Below are 21,382 nucleotides of genomic sequence, written 5' to 3'. Positions count from 1 at the left end.
AAAAAGATTATAATTTAGAATGTGTTAACACTATTTCTATAGTAAAAATATTGTTTTTTAAAAGATTTTTATTTGCATATTTTGTATATATGTAGTATATAAAATATTTTTGATATATTCTTATGAATATAAGTTCTTTTTATCATTTATAACTCAAAATATTTTTAAAATTTAAATATTTTTTTTATATAACTATATTGTTATTTCATTGATAATAACATTATTATGTTTTACAATATATTTTTATGTAGCAATAAGTATTATAAATATAATTATATATATAGAAATTATGACTTTTTTTATAAAGATTTATATTTTATTAATGTAATAATTTTATATATACAAATTAGCCTTATAACTTAATAATATAAAAATCATATTTTAAAATTATTATACAGCACTTTTGTTTATGTTGTTCACATAAATAATATAATTTTTTAATTAAATCATTTTGTAAATGTAAATTTTTATAATTAAGTATTAATTGATATTTCTAATATCAGATAAAATCTATATAATAACTATAATTAGATTTAATATGAAATATTAATTAAATTATTTTTTTAACGTAAGATAGCTATTAAATATGAATTTTTAAATATTAATAATATTTACTTTTTTTCATAAATATACAGTTATATAAATAATTATTTTTAAAAATTTTTTATTGATATTTATTAAATTGTTTTTTTTAACATGTTACTTTTATATTAAAGAATATGTATTTTTGATATTTAACTTTAATACAATAATATTATTTAATTTAAAATAACTAAATAGATATAGCAGAACTATGGATAAAAACTATAATTTCAAATTAGTAGAAGAAAAAATACAGAAGTACTGGAAAAAAAATCAGTTTATTGATTATATTAATAATAATATAAAAGATAAAAATTTTTGTATTATGGTTCCTCCTCCAAATATAACTGGTTATTTACATATGGGTCATGCGTTCCAGCAAACTATTATGGATGTAATAACACGATATCAACATATGTCTGGAAAAAATACATTACTACAATTAGGAACAGATCACGCTGGTATAGCAACACAAATGGTAGTAGAAAAGAATTTATTAGTTCAAGAAGGAAAAGACAAGAATGCATATTCTAGAGAAGAATTTATAAATAAAGTTTATATTTGGAAAAAAAAATCAGAATCAATGATGTTTAACCAAATAAAAAGATTAGGTTATTTAATTAATTGGAATACCGTGTGTTTTACATTAGATTCAAATTTTTCAAAAGCAATTAACAAAGTTTTTGTTATTTTATATAAAGAAGGATTAATTTATAAGCATAAAAAATTAGTATATTGGGATCCAAAATTTAAAACAGTAGTTTCTGATTTAGAAGTTGAAAATCGTATTAGTAATAATACAATGTGGTATATTAAATATTTTTTAAAATCTGAAAGTAGAGACACGGATTCATCTAGTAAAACTAGCCTGGTTATTGCAACTACACGACCAGAAACATTATTAGGAGATACAGCTGTAGCTGTTCATTCAAAAGATATAAGATATAAAAAATACATTGGTTGTCAGGTTATAGTTCCTATAGTAAATCGTATTATTCCAATAATTAGTGATGATTCAATCGATATGACTAAAGGTACCGGGTGTATGAAAGTAACACCTGCTCATGATTTTAATGATTATGAAATTGGTATACGTAATAAGTTACCTATGATTGATATTTTTACAAAAAATGGAAGAATATTAAAAAAACTAAATATTTTTGACTATAAAGGAAAACATATTAGCAGAATTGATAATTCTATTCCTAAAAATTTGCAAAATTTAGACCGTTTTATTGCGCGAGAAAAAATTTTATTTACATTAAAAAAATTAAATGTATTGAAAAAATCTAATATATGTACAGGCACCATACCATATGGAGATAGAAGTGAAGTAATTCTAGAACCTAGATTAACGAATCAATGGTATTTGAGTACTAAAGTATTATCTCGGGAAGCTATTAGGTCTGTAAAAGAAAAAAAAATTATCTTTATACCAAAACAGTATAAAAATATGTTTTTATCTTGGATGAATAATATTCAAGATTGGTGTATTTCACGTCAGTTATGGTGGGGACATAGAATTCCAGTATGGTATGATGCAAAAAACAACATTTATGTAGGTAAAAATGAAAAATCTGTTAGAAAAAAATATTCTTTAGATAAAAATATAGTGCTAACACAAGATCCAGACGTACTAGACACTTGGTTTTCCTCTAGTTTGTGGACATTTGCTGGTTTAGGTTGGCCGAAAGATGATAAAAAATTAAAAATGTTTCATCCGACTGACGTTTTAGTTTGTGGTTTTGACATCATTTTTTTCTGGATTGCTCGTATGATTATGTTAACTATGCATGTTATCAAAGATAAGTACGGAAAATCTCAAATTCCTTTTAAAAAAGTATATATAACTGGATTAATAAGAGATGAACATGGTAGAAAAATGTCTAAATCTTACGGTAATGTTTTAGATCCTTTGGATATTATTGATGGAATTAGTTTAAAAAAATTAATAAAAAAAAGAACAAATAATTTAATTCATTCAAAAACAATTGATTTTATTAAAAAAAATACTATAAAAAACTTTCCACAAGGTATTTCTGCGCATAGCATTGATGCTGTTCGATATACTTTTTTATCCTTAGCATCTACAAGTAGAAACATTCATTGGGATATGAATCGATTAAAAGGTTATCAAAATTTCTGCAATAAACTTTGGAACGCTAGTCGTTTTGTTATTAAAAATATTAAAAATAATGTATTTATAAAAAAAAATTTTTCTACTCTATTATTAGATCAATGGATTTATGCTAAATTTAATAATGTTGTTAAAAAATATCATTTTTTTTTAGAATTATTTCGATTTGATCGTTTATCATCATTATTATATAAATTTGTATGGCGTATATTTTGTGATCAATATTTAGAGATGATTAAACCTATTATATATAATGGTTCAGAATATGAAAAAAAGTTAATTAAAAATACTTTATTTCAAATTTTAAGTTCTTTGATTCTATTAATACATCCTATTATGCCATTTATTACGGTATATATTTGGAATATTTTAGACAAGATAAATACAATTTTTGATTCATCTATTCTTTTAAATCCAATTCCTCAATATAGGATTTTACTAAATAATAGAACTGTTATTAAATTTATGTCTTGGTTTAAAAAAATTATTTCTGTATTAAGGTTTATTCGAATAGATACAAAAGTTAAATATACAACTTTGTTAACAGTATATTTTAAAAATGTTTCTTTAAGAAAAAGAATTTTTTTATTAGAACATAATTTTATGTTAAAAAAAATTGCTTATTTAGATTGCTTAACGGAGATTAAAGTAACTGGTAAATTACCTCCTTCTATAATACGGATTATTGATAATGTAGAGATATTTGTTATATTAGATTCTAAACTAAATATACATGTAGAGATAAATAGATTGAATAAAAAAATCAAATCTATTAAAATTAAAATTAATGTGATTAAAAATTTATTAATAAATAAAAAATTTTTAAAAAAAGCACCTACATCTTTTATTTTAGAAAAAAAACACTTGTTAGAGACTCTTCAAAGTTCTTTGTATAAAATTAATAATCAAAAAAAAATTTTATTACAGAAACAATCAACATGAATATTTTTTTTTGATATGTATATATTATATGGATTAATAGTTTATTTTATACGTATATAATACTAATTAGATTTTTTAAAACAAATTGGTTGTCATTGTGCACAAAATTAAAAAAATTTCTTCAAATATGAATTTGAAAAATGTTTATTTACATTCTATTGATAGTAGACGTGTTATTTTATCTTTTTATAAATATTTTTGTATCGTTAATCCTTTAAAATTGTTTTTTTTTCTAAAATCAAATTTAGTAGATAAAAATGTTTTAGGTAGAATTTATATTTCTAAAGAAGGAATAAATGCTACGATTAGTATTCCTTTTTCAAAATATAAATATATTACACGATTTTTTAAAAAAATTGATACAAAAACAAAAAAAATGTATATAAATTATACCTTTGAAAATAAACAAATGGCTTTTTGGGATTTAAGAATAAAAATTAAAAAACAAATTATTTCCAGTAACGTTAAAAATTTTTGTTTTTTTAAAGGTAATAAAGGGATATATTTAAATGCATTTTTAGTTAATCAATACTTTGTTAGTAAGGATTGTATTTTTTTTGATATGCGTAATGATTATGAATATGAAATTGGGCATTTTAGTAATGCAGTAACTATACCATCAAAAACTTTTCGTGATCAATTACAACAATTACCAAAGTTCTTAGAGCCATATAGAAATAAAAAAATAGTAATGTATTGTACAGGGGGTGTACGTTGCGAAAAATCTACTGCTTTATTAAGGCATCATGGCTTTTCTTATGTTTATCATATATATGGAGGAATTTTAAGTTATATTAAGCAAGTTCAAAAATATAATTTACCTAATTATTTTAAAGGAAAAATCTTTGTTTTTGATGAACGTTTGTCGAAAAAAATTACTGATGATGTTTTTTCTGTTTGTATAAATTGTCAACAAGACACTGATCGTATTCATATCAATTGTTTTAATAATTCTTGTCATCGTTTATTTATTCAATGTATACAATGTTCAGTTCAGTTAAACTCATGTTGTTGTTTAGACTGTAAAAATCAATTACATAAAGATACTTGATATTCTGAAAGTGATTTTTTAATACATTTTTAAAAATCACAATGATCTATATGATTTTGTATTATTACATAAAATATATACTAATATCACTCATATTAATAAAAGTTATTTTTGTATATGATGATTGATTTACGATTGTAAATATATATAATTTATATAAATACAATAGGTCTTTTATACAAGAAAATATTAATGTAGTTTTTTAATAATTATTAAAAATTTTTTAACATATCACTTAATTTGGTTTTGTAAGTGAAAAAAAGATATGTAATAAAACAAGTATAATAGATATTATTTACATTTTATTCATTAAATAATTTATATATGTTATATATGAATAGTAATAAATTAAAAAAATTATAAATTAAATTAATGATAATTTAGGTAAATATATATTAATTAAAAAAAGTGTTACTTGTAACATATAAGTATGAATTTTTTTTTAAACCTTAAATATACGGATAGATTTTTAGTATTATTAAGTTGATTTGATAAAACCGCACCACTTAGCGATAAGTATATTAGATCAGTCAAAGTATAATTAATATTAATACATATAAAAAATTTGTGTTGAATAATTACAGAAAATTATATACGTGTTATTAAAATATATATGTTATAAAATAGGAAGTGATTATGAAAAAAATCTCTATATTAGACATTTACAATCAAAATAATCATTTAAATAAATTAATTACTATTAATGGTTGGATACGTAATAATAGATATTCTAAAATCGGAATATCTTTTCTAACTGTATATGACGGATCTTCTACGTCCACAATACAAGTAATAGTAAAAAAAATTCTATATAATTATTTTACAGAAATTATTAAATTAACTGTTGGTTGTTCAGTTATAATTTCTGGTTATTTAAAATTGTCTAAAGGAAATTTACAAGCATATGAGATTCATGCTTGTCATATAAAAGTTTTGGGATGGATAGATCATCCAGAGAAGTATCCTATGTCTGCAAAAAAACATAGTATCGAACATATTAGAAATTATTGTCATTTACGTCCACGAACTAATTTAATTGGAGTAATTTCTAGAATCAGAAATGTAGTATTTCAGTCGTTAAATCAGTTTTTAAATAATTTTGGTTATTTATGGGTATCTACTCCGATTATTACTAGTATTGATGCTGAAGGGGCTGGATCTATGTTTAAAGTGTCTATGTTAGATGAGAATAATTCTAATAATCAAATTAATTATATAAGAAAAGAAAATGAGTTTTTTAAAAAAAAGGTTTTTTTAACTGTTTCTGGTCAGTTAACTCTAGAATCTTATGCTTGTGCATTATCTAAAGTATATTCTTTTGGTCCTACTTTTAGAGCAGAAAATTCTAATACAAAAAAACATTTAACTGAATTTTGGATGTTAGAAGTGGAGAAGTCTTTTTCAGATATTAATGATATTTCAGCTTTTTCTGAATGTTTATTGAAAAATTCTATTGCAGATGTATTAAATAATTGTGTTTCAGAATTGCTTTTTTTGCAAAAAAAAGTTGATAAAACCATAATTAATCGATTAAATAAATTTTTGGAAATTGATTTTATCCAAGTGGAATACACTGATGTTATTGATATTTTATTAAAAAATAAAAATATTTTTGATGAAGATATATTTTGGGGAAAAGATTTATCTTCTAGTCAAGAAAAATATTTAGTAAATGATTATTTTAAATCTTCAGTAATAATACGAAATTATCCAAAGAAATTAAAAGCTTTTTATATGCGAGTAAACGATGACAAGAGTACAGTTTCTGCTTTTGATATAATAATTCCGCGAGTAGGTGAAATTATAGGAGGTTCTGAAAGAGAAGATAGAATTGATTATTTAGATAATAGAATGCAAGAAATAGGATTAAATAATAAAAATTATGATTGGTATAAAGATTTAAGAAGATACGGAACAGTTCCGCACGCTGGTTTTGGTTTAGGATTAGAAAGATTAATATTATTTATTACTGGTATTAATAATATTAGAGAAGTTATTCCTTTTCCTAGAACAGTGGGGCATGCGGATTTCTAAATTTTTTTAAAGATAAAATATATATACAATTTTATTTTTTTTATGTAAATGCACATTAATTTTATTTATATATGATTAAACCTATATAATAAAATATATGTATTTATATACATCAGTACAGTTGTGTGCATTGTTTTATTTAATATATTTTTATAAAAAATGATATGTTTATATATGTGTAACATAGTTGTATGTTAATATATATTTTTAATAAAAATTTATAAAATATATTTTTAATCATTGATTTTTTATAAAAAATAAAATATTTAATTTAATTGAATGTTTTGTAATTATTTAATATTTATTGTATAGATAAAATATATAAATATATTTATAAAAATTAAGGTTTTTGTTTATTAATAAACATTTTGACTGACTTTTTGTAAAAAGATTTAATACATATAGCGCTATAAAGCACATACGTAGTTAACATTAAATATTTTTATTTAATCATTTTTTAAATTAATATTGTCAATGTAATTAATAACTTTAATAATGTTGATTTTATATAATATTTTTTATAGTTTTTTTTATATTAAATCAATAATTTTAGTTATATATTTTTTTTTAATATTAAACAATTTAAAAAAATTATTGTTTAAAGTATTAGTAAATTTTGTAAAATCAATTTTTAAATATTTTTGAATAGTTTTTGCGATATAATATAAAAAGGATGGCTGATTAGTTACTCCTCTGTGGGGCTCCGGAGATAAATACGGTGCATCTGTTTCTATGCATAATCTATCTAAAGGTATAAATTGTAATACTTTTCTTAAATCATTGGATTTTTTAAATGTAATAATTCCGGAAAATGATATATAGAATCCGGCATCTAAAAATTTTCTTGCTGTATCTATTGTTCCTGTAAAAGAATGTATTATTCCAGAATATGATTGATTTTTATTTGAATTTAATGATTGAAATATTTCATGATCGGCGCATCTATTATGAATAATTAGAGGTTTTTTAGTTTTATTAGATATATATAAATGATATTTGAATAATTCAATTTGCTGATTTTTATTTTCTATAGATCGATAAAAATCTAATCCTGTTTCTCCAATTGCAATAACTTTTTTTTTTTGGACAGTGACTGCATTTTTTTTAAATCATTATTCGTATGTTGATCATTAGGATGTAAACCGCATGCTAATAAAATATTTTTGTAAGTGTACGTATATTTATATAAATTATAAAAATCTGCAATGGAAGTAGATACAGATAAAAATAATTTTATATTATTTTTGTATGCTTTTTTTAGGATATAATTTAATTTGTTAGGTTTATTGGTATTATCTATACGATTAATATGACAATGAGTATCTATTAAAAACATTTTAAAAATTCCTATATTTTTTTAATTAAAATTTTATTTATGTAATATTTTCATCCATGACAAAATTTGTTCTATTAATATTAATTTTTTATCTAGTTTATGGGAAGTAGATAATATTTGTTGGAAGTTAATCCAAGATATTAAATTATTTTTTAGTACATTAAAGTTATTTATATCTGCAATTTTTTTGATTAATTTAAATTGATCTAAATTTTTAATTGTATTTTTATGACACGTGTTATATTTTATAGTATCTAATAATAGATAACAAATTAAAGTTGTAATAATTTTTTCATCATAGTTTAATACTACGTTCCATAAATCATTATCGTTTTTTTTATCAATATATTTATGTATTGCATGCATCAACATGTTTCTTTGTTTAAAGGCGTTACTTGTTAAAAATTTTTGAGTAGATATAGGAGTATTATTATTTATTCGCAATGCTGTTAATAATTGTATAAAATTAAATTTTTTATTTTTTTTTTTTAACCATGAAATAGCACTATTTTCTAGTGGTGCGTTTATATAATATATAGTTGATCTACTTTTTATAGTATTAATAACTTGTGTAATGTTTCTTGTATGTAAAAAAAATATAGTATTTTTGGGAGGTTCTTCTAAAGTTTTTAACAAAGCGTTTTTAGCTTCTAGAGTACAAGAATTAATATTTGAAAAATAGACTATTTTACATCCACCATGTTGTGATGTTTGATATAAATTTTTAATTATATCTCGAATTATATTAATTCCAATATTTTTATACTGAGAAATATGATTAACATTATAAAAATCAGGATGATTTTTTTTTTTTATTAAAAAACATGATGTGCATTTTTTACAATTGATAAATTTATTTTTATGTAAACATAAAATCCATTTAGAAACATTAAAGATTAATTTTGAAATTCCTATACCAGTAGGTGCTTGAATTAAATTTATTGGATGTAATGAATTTTTATGATATTTTTTGACAAAATTTAAATATTGAGCGATTAACCAAGGATATTTATTCATGTGTATATATTTTATTTGTTTTTTTTTAGTTCATTACTAATATATGTAACGAGATTTTGTATAGATTTTATTTCTTCTGGATTCATATCAAATAATTCAATATTAAACTCTTCTTCTAATAACATGATTAATTCAATAAAATCTAGTGAATCTGCTTGCAAATCTTTTTTAAGATCACTAGATAAAGAAATATTTTTATTGTTTATCCGGAATTGTTTTTTAATAATTTTTATTATTCTATCACAGATATTTCTCATATAATATTTTCCTGTGTGTTTAATAATTGTTAAAACAAATTCTTTAAATAAAATTTAAATTTATGTAAATGATAATTTATATAATAAAATCAATAAACATACCTCCATTTACATGAATGTTTTGACCAGTTATATATGAAGATTTTTTTGACGATAAAAAAGATACAACGTAAGCAACATCTTGAGTATTCCCAAAACGACCCACAGGTATTTTTTTTAAAATTTCTTCTTTTTTTGAAGATAGTATTTTTTTTGTCATATCCGTACATATATATCCAGGAGAAACTGTATTAACAGTGATTCCTTTTGATGCTACTTCTAAAGCTAAGGATTTCGAAAATCCGATTAGACCAGATTTAGAAGCCGTATAATTAGTTTGTCCAATTTGCCCTATATAACTTGATACTGAACTAAGTACTATTATTCTTCCATATCTTTGCTTAACCATAGGAGGCAAAATTATTTTTGTAGCATGAAATATTGCAGATAAATTAATATCAATTACATCATTCCAATAGGAATCATGCATCTTAAGTAGGATACTGTCTTGTATGATACCTGCGTTATGTACAAATATATCGATTATTTTAAATTTTTTAATTAATTGTTGAATTTTTTTTTTTGCTTCTATGATTTTTAAAAAATTTATTAAAATACCAATTCCGTTTTTTTTAAATGTTTTTTTTATCGTACTTATTCCTTGTAGAGTTGTTGAAGTACCTATTACATATATTCCCGAATTTATTAATTCTGTCGAAATTGTTTTTCCAATACCTTTATTAGCTCCTGTTACTAATGCTATTTTTTTTTTCATAATTTTTTTAATATATTGATTATAGATAATAATTTTTGGTTATTATTAGTCGAATACGATGAAACTTTACGATATTCTTTATTTAAATTTGTTAAAACTTGACCCAAACCTATTTCAATAAAAATATCAATATTCATGGAAATTATTTTAGCAATACATTGTTTCCAGTGTACTATTTTATATATTTGTTTTAGTAATGAAACATATATATCTTCTTCAGAAGTTAAAATCGTAGCATGATAAGTATCAATGATAGGATATTTTCCTTTAAATATTTTTATTTTTTTTAAAGAGCTAGAGAATTTTTTTGTATAATTCTTCATAAGAATACAATGTGATGCAATTGGTATAGGCAATTGTATTACTTTTACATATAATTGTTTTTTGAATATTTGACCAGCCGTATATACTGCTGAATAATGTCCTGTTATTACTACTTGTGTATTAGAATTAATAATAGAAACAAATACTTTTTTTTTATTTGAGATTAACGAACAAATTTCTTTAATTAAAGTATAATTTAATCCAATTATAACCAATGTTAAGATTCGAGTATCTTTTATAGCCAACAACATTATTTTATGACGTATTTGTATAATTTTTAAAGCTTCTTGAAATAAGATATTATTATTACATACTAATGCCGAATATTGACCTAAACTGTGTCCTGCAAGAATAGATGGTTTCATGTGTGTGTGTTGATTTAATAATTTATATATTGCAACGGATGATATAAATATTAATAAGTGTATTTTTTTTCTTAAATACAAAGAATTATTTTTATTTTTTAAACAGTTATTATATATATTTTCATGTAATATATCAGAGGCTTCTTCAAATGTTTTTCTAATTATAGTGTATTTTTTAAAAAATAATTTTAAACAGTCTATATTAGATAATCCATATCCTGGAAAAATTAATGAAATTTTCTTCATAAGTTGAAGTACCTGGTGGTTCTATATACTATTATATAGTATATAGAAAAATATTTTGTTATATAAATATGATATAAATGTTATTTACAATAATTATTGATAGTAAAGATTATATGTTGATTTTTTTTAGTAAAATTATTAATATATATTAAATCAAATTACTTAATAAAATATAGAAATTTATTTCTTTGAAAAGAATTATTAGATTTTATATTTTATATAGATATAATTATATTATTATTACTGTATATTTTTAAATTATACAAAATTATTGATATTTATTTGATTATTTTTTGAGATTTTTTATGAAATAAAAATGTTTTCTTTCCTTTATAATAGCCTTTTTCAGTAATATGATGACGAATATGAATTTCTTTAGAAGCAGCATCTATAGATACTTTTCTCTCTAATACATGGTCGTGAGATCGTCTCATCCCTCTTTTTGAACGACTAGGTTTACTTTTTTGTACAGCCATTTTTTTTCCTTACTATAATTAAAAATTATTTTATTAATTTTTAATTTAAATATTTTATATATATTAATATTTTTAAAGATCATGGTAAATATATCAATTTAAAAATGATTAAATATATTTTTTTTTTGAAAATATTTTTAATAACTTTTTAAATTTTTTATCTAATTTAGCAGTTATAAAAATTTTTTCGTTGTTTAATGGATGATAAAAAAAAATTTTATAAGCGTGTAATAGCAACCTTCTGTCTTTTTTATCAATGATGTTTTTTTCTTTTTTGACGTTTCCATATTTTTGGTCAAAAACAACCGGATGTCCAAATTGTGAAGCGTGTACTCGAATTTGATGTGTACGTCCTGTTACTGGAATTATAGACATAAGGGTAGTATTATAGAAGTATTGAAAAATTTTAAAACGAGTGGTAGACGGTTTTCCGTTTTTATGCACACATACTTTTTTTTTTTGATGATCATTTTTTTTTTTAAGTAAGGGAAGATTAACAACAGTATTTTTTTTAGACCAGTGACCATGTAGTAATGCCAAATATTCTTTATGTATTAGTTTTTTTCTCAGGTTTTCATGCATTTTTTTTAAAATAGAACGTTTTTTTGCAATTATTAATATCCCAGATGTTTCTTTATCAATCCGATGAACTAATTCTAGAAATTCTAATTCTTGACGAATTTTTCTAAATACTTCTATCACGCCATAATTTATACCACTTCCTCCATGTACTGCGATTCCGTGTGGTTTATTAAAAATAATTAAATATTTATCTTCAAATAATATATTTTTTAAAAAAATATGAATTATTGATGGTGTTAAATGAATGTTTTTTTTTTTATCTCAATTTTTATTGAGTGCATGGTAAGAAAATCATGTATTTTTAACTTATAATATGGCTGTACTTTTTTTTTGTTAATTTTTATTTTTCCTACTCTTATACTACGATATATCATCCTTTTAGGTAATGTTTTAAAAGTTTTAAATAAAAAATTATCAATTCTTTGCTCTGACATATGTTGTGTAATGATAATAGAAATTGGTGTAGAATGAACAGTATTCATAGGTTACTTTTATAAAATTAAGGTTTATTAAAGACATGTATCTTATTGTGTATTAGTTATTTTAAATATAACAATCTTTACAATATATCAATATTTTTATATTTTAATATTAATTTAGACATTAATTATATTTTTTATAATTATAGTTAACATATTTTTAATTTATAATAAAATACTAGTATTATATAAATTTTTTATTTAGATAATAAATTATATGTAATATTGTATATGTTTATATACTAATGTAGTTTATTTTTAATATATATTTTGAGATATATATTAATATATATCTTAAAATATATATTTTGATATACATTGAATAATGAAATAATAACTTATTTTCTATACTTAATGAATTTTTATTTATAAATTTTTTATAGATATATTTATATTCATAATATTCATTAAAACTTGATTTTGTAATTTTCTATTTTTAGGCACTATAATTTCTATGGTACTACGATCTATAATAGTAGCTATATCGAAATAATGCATATTAATTGTATTATAAATTTTTTGCAACAATTGCCAATTTTTATGTTTTATTTTTAAAAAAATAATTCCATTTTGATGTTTACTAAGGACATCAGACATAGATTTTTCTATAATTGCTCCGTGAATTATTTTTTTTTGAGTCGGATTATCTATAGAATTTTTTTTTATATGATTTAGTTTTATATTTCTCCAATTCATAGATATGTTACCTTGAGCAACAGCATAAATTTTTTTATCTTTATCTTGTAAAGGAGTCATTAATAATGTTCCTCCGTTTAAACTACTAGCATTTCCAATAGAAGATACTGTAACGTCAATTTTTTTTCCAATGTGATTCCAAGGAGAAATTATAGCTGTTACTATTACAGCTGCTACATTTTTTGTCTGTATATTATTGTTATATTTTTTATATATTCCTAATTTTATTAACATATTATTTAAAGATTGACATGTAAATGGAATTTGTAATGTATCGTCTCCAGTTCCAGGTAATCCCGCTACTAATCCATATCCTATAAGTTGGATATTTTTGATACCAGAAATAGTTATTAAATTATGAATTTTTTTTGCTGATACACTTGATATATTGATTAGCAAGACAAACATGATTATTATATTTTTTAATATTGATATTTTTTTCATGTAATTAAATTATTTATTCAATACATAATATATATTTTTAATTAAAAATTTTTATTAAATTTTCAAAAAATTATATAAAAATTTTTTACAATAAAATAACATACTTTTTTTATTATTTTTATATATATATTTTATAACAAAATTAGATATTTTATAAGATTGGATAGAATCACTTAAATTGATTTTTTTTGGATTAATTACTCCGTGAAATTGTATTATTTGATGATGATTATTGATTAATATTTTTTTTTCTCCAAATACATTTAAATTTTTATTTTTAAGAATAGAAACTATTTTAACAGAAAATCGTAAATGTATTATATTATTTAAATATATTTTTTTTAAAGTAAATGGTTTTTTGGTTTTTTCTGATTCAGAGAAATATGAAATTTGTTTTTTTATTAAAAATAAATAGGAATATAATTTATGATATAATTTGTAATTATAGGTATTTTCAACAGTAGTGCTGATAGTATCATTCTCGTTACATATTATAGTGATAATATCACCAATTTTATAATTTTTATATGCAGTAAACCATGATAAATTGCTTGTTGTTGATTTTTTTTTTGTAATATAAGTAACTACTAATGGAGATGATTGTAAAATGTAAGATTGATTGTTAATAGTATAGTACGATATTGATGTATTATGTATGTTACATATTAATAACATATAACATAATATGTGTTTATAAATTAAAAAAAAATACTTCATTATTTCATATTATATCCTGTAATAACTATAGTTTTGTATCTGTATTATATTTTTATAAAAATTAGTAGATATTTTTAAAATTTATATTATTAAAGATATTTTTTTTATGTTGTATATATATAAAAAATAAATTTATATTTTTTTATAAATATGATGCATAATAATAATGCAGAATGTATAACTAACAGTTAGTAAGAATCTAGTGTCTGTTATTGTATAAAAATACAATTTATTTTTGTTTTTTTATATTAAATAAATTGTATTTTTTTGATTTTTTTTAAGATTAATGATCTTCTTGTTGTGCAGTCATATCAGATTCAATCAATCGAACTAATTTTAATGTGTTCATCAAATTTATCGTTTCTTTCTCATAATTTTGCATCATTGTTTCTTTTGACATTAATTTAGATTTAAGCTTTAAATCATTTTTTTTGTATTTTTCTAATCCTGAACTGTTTAAATCATACATTTTGCTGTTTTTTTGAGCTACAACATCGTTGTCATTTAATAAAGTAGATTTTAATTGTCCTAAAAAAATCGGTGCTTGACCTTTTTGATGATTATCTTCTTTAATTACAATTATTCCAGCGTTTTTTATTAGAATTTTTATTCCTACAGGAACTACTATAGGTCTATCATTGTTATCTAGTGCAGTGTAATTATCCATAGCTACTTCCCTTTTTTCGTTTATTGTGACATGCCCATCACGTATAAATCTTTCATAACCTTTATCGTCTAAAACAGAAAACCATCCAATTTCTGTATCATTGGAGTTTTTAGAAGATATATCAGAATTATCTGGTATTTTTACATGAATATCATCTGATTCTATGTTTTTTTTGTTTATTATTTTTCTACTGTCAGAAGTAATTTTTATATTATATATATATTTTTTTTGAAAATCAGTATCTACATTTTCAATTTTTTTATTATTAATAGCATCATTGTTTGTTGTATTTCTATCATCTAAAATAATTGTTGAGTATATTGTGTTATTCATGTATGTCTCCGTTTTTATTAAATGTTAAAAATTTTTAATTATACTTAATAGTTTAAAAATTTATAAATAAATATATTAGCATGTGTATACTCAAAATAGTATTTTTAATTAACATTAATTAATATTTTAATTTTTTATTTTTTACAGAAAATATAATATTTATAATATAAATATATTTTCCAATATCTATTCTATATATATAATAATTAATTATATCATGTATAAAAATTTTTGTTAATAAAAAAATAATTTTTTTGTCTTATAACTATAAATTCTAATTTTTTAATATAAAATTTCTATTTTCAGAATAATTTTATAATAAAAATTAAGAAATTTTATTTTGCATATCATACATGACAAAATTATTTTTTACAAATAGTAATTTATTTTTAATATATAAAATAATGTAATTTGACCATATTGTTATACACGTTGCTATTATTGTAGATAATTTTTATATCATTAAAAACATAGTTGTATATACCTATTTGTATAATAAAGATAGTAATAATGATTATTCAATATATTTATTGATACAAATATATATTTTACATGTTTAAATGTTATTAAATTATTTAAAATATATTTTCGTATTTTTTTTATATTTATAAATAATATTAATATTGTTGATATATAATATCTTTATAAAAGATATAAAATTTATTAACAATAAAACAAATATATCTATATTTTATATTTAATATTTTTGATAGTTAACTCAATATATAAATATATTAATAATTTCATAAATCAATTTTTTTGATATAAAAAATTATATATAATATTTAATTATTACATAAATTATATTTATTAAAATTTTTGTAGTATATGTGTATAAATACGATTAAAATATAAATATATTGAATTATTAAAAATTAATAAATATTTTAATATATATTATTTTTTATGTAAATATTGAAGTATTAATCATAAAAATATATTTTATTATATAAAAATTTTTTAATTTTTAGTTATGCTGACTATACCTCTTTTTTTTTGATTGGTTACGTTAAGAGTTAATTTTTATTTATTTAAAAATAAATAATATAAAATTTTATGTATACATAAAGGGATTTATTTTTTAAAATTTTAGATATTTATATTTTATTAGTTATATTTTATATAAATTTTTACTATGATTTTATTGTAAAAATTTTAATTATATTAAAATATGTAAATATATTATTTAATGATTATTAAATTTATTATATAAATTTATACAATTGTAATTTTTTGATGAAACATACAACACTTTGTGTGAATAACCCTTAATTGTTTTTTATTAATGCAATTATTAAAATATAAAAATAATAGTAAATGTGTATAAATGTAGTATTAATTATAACCTAATAACATTAAAAATGTTTTTTTTATATAGATATGTATAAAAAATTACAGTAATAATTATTATTATCTATAACAACAATGTTGTAGATTTTTATGTTAGTCGCATGTATAAATTTACATATTTTTTATTAAGATAAATAGTCTGTATACACTGTTTGTTTATATATATAGATTTGTAGAATTTACTGTCATGAACAGAATTTTTTTATTTATATTTTGATTTGTTTTTTTTATAAAATAATTTTTTTAAAAAAAATTATTGATGCACATTAATTTATGTAACATAATTTAGTATGAATATTTTAAATATATGAAAATAATAATTTGATATTTTATGTATTTTTAAGTAATTGCTAAAATAAAATATTGTTTATCCACTTGATTAAGTATTTTTTAAAAAATATTAATATTTTTATTATTTGATTTTCTTTATTGTTATCCTTGATATTAATTTTTAATTAATAACTGCATAAAATTTTTTTCTTGGTGTTTGTACACAAAATAATATTGTTATATTATTTTATATAAAAATTTTTTTTGTATGAAAAAGTGTATTTTAAAGATTTTTTATTAATATAAAATTAATATAGTGACTTGATATTATATTGAACAAATTGTATCATTAATTTGTTAATCTTAATTTTGTAAAACAAGTTAATTTGAAAATTAAATAATAAATTTAAACAATATGTATTTAAAAATTAATAATATTTATTATGATAAAACATTAATATATAATTTTTTATTAAATATAGTATTAATGTAATTTTTATTAAATCTTGTTATATATCTTGATATATTTTACAATAAATTAAAAATAATTTCAGTGAAAAATATTTTTTTTTATTTAAAATATACGATTTTTATTTGATAATTTTTAAAAAAATTCTTAAATAAGATAACATTTTCATGTTCTAAACGTTAATAAATGGAATGTATATGAACCAAATTACTATTATGTGTATTTTATTTGTATCTAGTTTTTTTCCAACAGCACATGCGAAATCTACATCTCACATAAGAAAGTGGAATTTTGGAATTCAAAGTAATACTTTACATCCAATGAAAATATTTAAACAATATAAGAGCCTATATTATGGAAATTATCATGATATAATAAGAGGTATTTTTGCATTACATCCAGGTATTTTCTCAAAATATCAATTTAATTCTCGTTTTCATTTAGAAGTAAAATCTAATATATTGGAACATATAACTAAAGATATTAAAAATAATGCATTCAGCACATACTTATCTACCGTAGAATACGCTGCTCGTGTTAATTATTCAATCAAAAAAAATATCAATTTTTACACTAAATTGGGCACAACATTAACCGCTGCCATTAATAATGATAAATTTGATGATACTTTAATATTACAAAAAAAAAAACAAATCAAACCTGTTTTTTCTATTGGATTAGAATATTTGTTAAGTCAATACTTAAATTGTAATATGAATATTGATTTAAACAAATCGTTTTATCAAATAAATTTAAACAATTTACTCAGTCTATTAAATATCGTGCATATAGGAATACATTGTAATATGTATCCTAAAATTAATTTAAAATATGATATTTTTAAAAAAATCAAAGGAAATTTATTTTTACAAAATGAGATGAATGCCAAATATATTAAAAATGTTATATATGCACATAAAAATGTTTCTTTTTTTTGTAATAGTTCTAAATTAACTCCTTCAGCATATGGTATCTTAAATAATTTAAAAAATAGAATATTGCATATAGGTAAAAAAAATGTTTTTTTGGTCGTTTCTAGTTGTAAAGATTTTATAGAAATTAATAATAAAAATTCAAAAATTCCTCTTAAACGTTCATTAGAGGTGTCTAATTTTTTTGTTAAAAATGGTTTATTGAAAAAAAATGCTTTTGTTCAAGTAATTAATTCTACTATTTTGAAAAAAAATAATCATATTTACGATTTTTTAAATAAAAAGTTTTTTTCATTAAAAGATTTTTTTAAACATGTAGCATAGAAATTTTACTTAAGTAAAATTTATTTTTAATAAATAATAATTATTTAATCAATTTTGATGTTTTTTCATAAAAATATATTTTATTTATAAATTACATATATTTAATGGTTAAAAGCGTTTTTTTTGAAGTACTTTACTTTTGTTTTGTTTTTTATTATAATAGATTTAATATATCTATATTAGGAGGAATGGCTGAGTGGTTTAAGGCAGCGGTCTTGAAAACCGTCGATGAGAAATTATCCGAGAGTTCGAATCCCTCTTCCTCCAATTTTTATTAGACGTATCATAGGTCCATATATATTATTACGCGGCGCGTTGGCAGATTGGTAATGTAGCGGATTGCAAATCCGTGCAACCTGGTTCAATTCCAGGACGCGCCTTAATAATTTATTAAAAATTAAGAAATTTCATGCCCGGATGGTGAAATCGGTAGACACAAGGGACTTAAAATCCCTCGGCTGTTATGGCTTTGCGGGTTCAAGTCCCGCTCCGGGTATATAATTATGTATGTAATGATTTAATTATTCTAAATACTATATAACGATTTGTTTTTAAAACAATACTATAATTGATGTTTTTATTTTTAAAGATTTTTTTGTAGGATATAAAAGAACTAAGAATGATTCTTAATTCTCCTTTTTTATTTAGATATTTATTTGAATTTATTATGATTTTATATATTAAATTTGATTCAATGTGTAAATTATTATGAAAGGGAGGATTTGAGACAATTAAATCGTACTTTTCTTTTATTTTAGAATAAATATTACTAAATAATACTTTTCCAATAATACTATTTTTTTTTAAATTATTTGCGCTACACCAAATTGCTGAATCATAAATATCTGTCAGTGTTAAATTGATTGAAGGATTTTTTTTTGCTATAGAAATACCTACGATTCCTGTTCCAGAACCTAAATCTAATACTTTTCCTGTTATATTTTTTGTAAAAGTCGATATCAGTAATTTACTTCCTGGATCTATTTTATTATACCCGAATACTCCAGGTAAACTATCAATAATGGTATTATTCCATACATATGTTTTTATAAAATTTTGAAAATAAAATACTGGTTTTTTTTGTATACATCCTTTATATAAACAACAATTTCTTGCATAATCTATTTTATTAAATAAAATATATTTACTAAATATGTTGATTATACTGTTAATACCACTATTTTTTTTTCCAATAATATAAATAATACAATTTTTTAATACACACGATAGTAAATATGTCAATTGTAATTGTACTTCTTTTTTATTTTTGGTACAAAAATAAATCAATTGTTTGGATAAATAAAATTGATGTGGAGCATAAAAATGATTAAAAATAATAGTGTTATTATTTTTTTTTTTAGAGGCTATTTTGTACAAATTATAATATTGAATATACATAATAGATTTTTCAAAAAAATTTTTATAACATAAATCTTCTGGTATAATTCCTGATAAAATAGTGTTTTTTTTTATAAATATTTGAAAATTTTTTTTCAATATTTGATATTCTTTAGATATTTTTGACAATCTGGTATATTTATTATTCATTTTTTAAACATATCATGATAAAAATATTAGTTATATTTAAAATTATATTTATAATAATTTTATTTAAATTATTTATTTTAAATAAAAATATTATAAAATAATTTATTTTAAATAAGTATTTATTTTTTCTTTTTTTTTGAAAAATATTTTATTTCGTTTAAAATATTAGGTTTTATTTTATATATAAAATTTATTTTATATATAATAATTGTTATAATTATAATAATTATAGTATATTAGGTTAATATATATGAAAAATCAATTTGTGACTTTTAAAAATAAAAATTTTACTATCTTAGTTATTTATTTAAAAAATACACAACCTGATTATTTTGAAAGTTTTTTGCGTAAAAAAATTCAAGAATCTCCTTCCTTTTTTAAAAATAAATTAATTGTATTAAATGTAGAAAATATATCACATAAATTTGATTGGATTAACATTAAAAAATTTATTTTATCAGTTGGTTTGTTTTTAATTGGAATCATGGATTGTAAAGACAAGTATTTAAAAAAAAAAATTTTACATTCGGGTTTACCAATTTTATCTAATCAATATTCTACTATATTAAAGGAATATAATAATAATATTAATTGTTATCATAATAATAAAATACTTACAAAATCATATTTGTCTTCTTCTACAAGTTATAAAAGTAATATTATTGATAGTTTAATACGTTCCGGTCAAAGAATTTATTCTCCATATAATGATTTGATTATTACTAATAATGTTAGTTCTGGAGCTGAACTAATTTCAGGAGGTAATATACATATATATGGAAATATGCGAGGCAGAGTTTTAGCTGGTATGAATGGAGACATTACTAGAAAAATTTTTTGTACATATTTATTTGCAGAATTAATATCAATTGCCGGGGAATATTTAACTATTGAACAAATACCTGTTAAATTTTTAGGTAAAAGTGTAGAAATTAGTTTGATAAATCGAATTTTATATATAAAATATTTAAAATAATTTTTTTGTATATA

General features: G+C 20.0%; 16 protein-coding genes, 3 tRNA genes and 1 pseudogene. 8 read left to right on the top strand and 12 right to left on the bottom strand.

All coding sequences use genetic code 11. The annotated features are described in order from the left end of the window. Positions 1 to 793 precede the first annotated feature (793 nt). The 3 genes from BUCIPSTX3056_RS01175 (at position 794) to asnS (ending at position 6,746) form a co-directional block, all read left to right on the top strand. Positions 794 to 3,661, top strand: a complete 2,868-nt coding sequence (locus tag BUCIPSTX3056_RS01175; RefSeq protein WP_075474756.1) for a valine--tRNA ligase — start codon at positions 794 to 796, stop codon at positions 3,659 to 3,661. Between the two features lie 97 nt (positions 3,662 to 3,758). After that, a complete protein-coding gene (locus BUCIPSTX3056_RS01170) occupies positions 3,759 to 4,712 on the top strand; it encodes a rhodanese-related sulfurtransferase (RefSeq protein ID WP_082253727.1) in 954 nt (317 codons plus the stop codon). A 636-nt stretch (positions 4,713 to 5,348) separates the two neighbouring features. Further along, entirely contained in the window at positions 5,349 to 6,746 is a 1,398-nt protein-coding gene (asnS, locus tag BUCIPSTX3056_RS01165) for an asparagine--tRNA ligase (protein WP_075474754.1), read from the top strand. A 530-nt stretch (positions 6,747 to 7,276) separates the two neighbouring features. Here the strand turns inward: asnS and BUCIPSTX3056_RS01160 are convergent. From BUCIPSTX3056_RS01160 to BUCIPSTX3056_RS01110, 11 genes and pseudogenes are all read right to left on the bottom strand, one after another. Then, positions 7,277 to 8,082, bottom strand: a pseudogene (locus tag BUCIPSTX3056_RS01160) (TatD family hydrolase). 33 nt (positions 8,083 to 8,115) lie between these two features. Further along, positions 8,116 to 9,099, bottom strand: a complete 984-nt coding sequence (locus BUCIPSTX3056_RS01150) for a DNA polymerase III subunit delta' C-terminal domain-containing protein (protein WP_075474752.1) — start codon at positions 9,097 to 9,099, stop codon at positions 8,116 to 8,118. Between the two features lie 11 nt (positions 9,100 to 9,110). Then, positions 9,111 to 9,356, bottom strand: a complete 246-nt coding sequence (gene acpP, locus BUCIPSTX3056_RS01145) for an acyl carrier protein (RefSeq protein ID WP_075474750.1) — start codon at positions 9,354 to 9,356, stop codon at positions 9,111 to 9,113. 76 nt (positions 9,357 to 9,432) lie between these two features. Beyond that, positions 9,433 to 10,170, bottom strand: a complete 738-nt coding sequence (fabG, locus tag BUCIPSTX3056_RS01140) for a 3-oxoacyl-ACP reductase FabG (RefSeq protein WP_075474748.1) — start codon at positions 10,168 to 10,170, stop codon at positions 9,433 to 9,435. After that, positions 10,167 to 11,105, bottom strand: coding sequence for an ACP S-malonyltransferase (locus BUCIPSTX3056_RS01135; RefSeq protein ID WP_075474745.1), 939 nt, complete (start codon positions 11,103 to 11,105; stop codon positions 10,167 to 10,169). Before BUCIPSTX3056_RS01135 ends, fabG begins: the two co-directional genes overlap by 4 nt. A gap of 278 nt (positions 11,106 to 11,383) precedes the next feature. Then, positions 11,384 to 11,581, bottom strand: coding sequence for a 50S ribosomal protein L32 (rpmF, locus tag BUCIPSTX3056_RS01130; RefSeq protein WP_075474742.1), 198 nt, complete (start codon positions 11,579 to 11,581; stop codon positions 11,384 to 11,386). A 108-nt stretch (positions 11,582 to 11,689) separates the two neighbouring features. Beyond that, complete coding sequence (locus tag BUCIPSTX3056_RS01125; RefSeq protein ID WP_231938288.1) at positions 11,690 to 12,319, bottom strand: RluA family pseudouridine synthase; 630 nt, start codon at positions 12,317 to 12,319, stop codon at positions 11,690 to 11,692. Between the two features lie 80 nt (positions 12,320 to 12,399). Next, positions 12,400 to 12,645 carry a S4 domain-containing protein gene (locus BUCIPSTX3056_RS02095; RefSeq protein WP_231938280.1) on the bottom strand — a complete coding sequence of 82 codons (246 nt, stop codon included), beginning with the start codon at positions 12,643 to 12,645 and terminating at the stop codon, positions 12,400 to 12,402. 363 nt (positions 12,646 to 13,008) lie between these two features. After that, positions 13,009 to 13,782 (bottom strand): flagellar basal body P-ring protein FlgI, encoded by a 774-nt coding sequence (locus BUCIPSTX3056_RS01120; protein ID WP_075474740.1) that lies wholly within the window; start codon positions 13,780 to 13,782, stop codon positions 13,009 to 13,011. Between the two features lie 54 nt (positions 13,783 to 13,836). Then, positions 13,837 to 14,457: a flagellar basal body L-ring protein FlgH gene (locus BUCIPSTX3056_RS01115; protein WP_172598449.1), complete on the bottom strand. Its 621-nt coding sequence runs from the start codon at positions 14,455 to 14,457 to the stop codon at positions 13,837 to 13,839. 325 nt (positions 14,458 to 14,782) lie between these two features. Then, positions 14,783 to 15,499, bottom strand: coding sequence for a hypothetical protein (locus BUCIPSTX3056_RS01110; RefSeq protein WP_075474735.1), 717 nt, complete (start codon positions 15,497 to 15,499; stop codon positions 14,783 to 14,785). Positions 15,500 to 17,785: 2,286 nt separating this feature from the next. Between BUCIPSTX3056_RS01110 and BUCIPSTX3056_RS01105 the strand changes: the two genes are divergently transcribed. From BUCIPSTX3056_RS01105 to BUCIPSTX3056_RS01090, 4 genes are all read left to right on the top strand, one after another. After that, positions 17,786 to 18,844, top strand: coding sequence for a hypothetical protein (locus BUCIPSTX3056_RS01105; protein WP_075474732.1), 1,059 nt, complete (start codon positions 17,786 to 17,788; stop codon positions 18,842 to 18,844). A 182-nt stretch (positions 18,845 to 19,026) separates the two neighbouring features. Continuing rightward, positions 19,027 to 19,111 (top strand) — tRNA-Ser (locus BUCIPSTX3056_RS01100). 42 nt (positions 19,112 to 19,153) lie between these two features. Beyond that, positions 19,154 to 19,224: transfer RNA gene (locus BUCIPSTX3056_RS01095), tRNA-Cys, on the top strand. Between the two features lie 31 nt (positions 19,225 to 19,255). Beyond that, positions 19,256 to 19,340: transfer RNA gene (locus tag BUCIPSTX3056_RS01090), tRNA-Leu, on the top strand. A gap of 5 nt (positions 19,341 to 19,345) precedes the next feature. Here the strand turns inward: BUCIPSTX3056_RS01090 and BUCIPSTX3056_RS01085 are convergent. Next, positions 19,346 to 20,392, bottom strand: coding sequence for a methyltransferase (locus BUCIPSTX3056_RS01085; protein ID WP_075474730.1), 1,047 nt, complete (start codon positions 20,390 to 20,392; stop codon positions 19,346 to 19,348). 250 nt (positions 20,393 to 20,642) lie between these two features. On the opposite strand from BUCIPSTX3056_RS01085, the gene minC reads away from it, so the two are divergent. Next, positions 20,643 to 21,368: a septum site-determining protein MinC gene (minC, locus tag BUCIPSTX3056_RS01080; RefSeq protein WP_075474728.1), complete on the top strand. Its 726-nt coding sequence runs from the start codon at positions 20,643 to 20,645 to the stop codon at positions 21,366 to 21,368. Positions 21,369 to 21,382: the final 14 nt, after the last annotated feature.

Origin of the sequence: Buchnera aphidicola (Cinara pseudotaxifoliae) (assembly GCF_900128595.1) — a bacterium.
GTDB classification, from domain to species: Bacteria; Pseudomonadota; Gammaproteobacteria; order Enterobacterales; family Enterobacteriaceae; genus Buchnera_F; species Buchnera_F aphidicola_J.
The sequence above is the reverse complement of the archived record's forward strand: the minus strand, read 5'-3'. Positions and strand labels throughout refer to the sequence as shown.

Excerpts from the sequence above, each read along its gene's own strand:
- BUCIPSTX3056_RS02095 (WP_231938280.1), bottom strand. The coding sequence starts at position 12,645 with ATGAATACTGTTCATTCTACACCAATTTCTATTATCATTACACAACAT.
- BUCIPSTX3056_RS01110 (WP_075474735.1), bottom strand. The coding sequence starts at position 15,499 with ATGAATAACACAATATACTCAACAATTATTTTAGATGATAGAAATACA.
- BUCIPSTX3056_RS01105 (WP_075474732.1), top strand. The coding sequence starts at position 17,786 with ATGAACCAAATTACTATTATGTGTATTTTATTTGTATCTAGTTTTTTT.
- asnS (WP_075474754.1), top strand. The coding sequence starts at position 5,349 with ATGAAAAAAATCTCTATATTAGACATTTACAATCAAAATAATCATTTA.
- BUCIPSTX3056_RS01115 (WP_172598449.1), bottom strand. The coding sequence starts at position 14,457 with ATGTTATTAATATGTAACATACATAATACATCAATATCGTACTATACT.
- rpmF (WP_075474742.1), bottom strand. The coding sequence starts at position 11,581 with ATGGCTGTACAAAAAAGTAAACCTAGTCGTTCAAAAAGAGGGATGAGA.
- BUCIPSTX3056_RS01175 (WP_075474756.1), top strand. The coding sequence starts at position 794 with ATGGATAAAAACTATAATTTCAAATTAGTAGAAGAAAAAATACAGAAG.
- fabG (WP_075474748.1), bottom strand. The coding sequence starts at position 10,170 with ATGAAAAAAAAAATAGCATTAGTAACAGGAGCTAATAAAGGTATTGGA.
- acpP (WP_075474750.1), bottom strand. The coding sequence starts at position 9,356 with ATGAGAAATATCTGTGATAGAATAATAAAAATTATTAAAAAACAATTC.
- minC (WP_075474728.1), top strand. The coding sequence starts at position 20,643 with ATGAAAAATCAATTTGTGACTTTTAAAAATAAAAATTTTACTATCTTA.
- BUCIPSTX3056_RS01135 (WP_075474745.1), bottom strand. The coding sequence starts at position 11,105 with ATGAAGAAAATTTCATTAATTTTTCCAGGATATGGATTATCTAATATA.
- BUCIPSTX3056_RS01120 (WP_075474740.1), bottom strand. The coding sequence starts at position 13,782 with ATGAAAAAAATATCAATATTAAAAAATATAATAATCATGTTTGTCTTG.
- BUCIPSTX3056_RS01085 (WP_075474730.1), bottom strand. The coding sequence starts at position 20,392 with ATGAATAATAAATATACCAGATTGTCAAAAATATCTAAAGAATATCAA.
- BUCIPSTX3056_RS01150 (WP_075474752.1), bottom strand. The coding sequence starts at position 9,099 with ATGAATAAATATCCTTGGTTAATCGCTCAATATTTAAATTTTGTCAAA.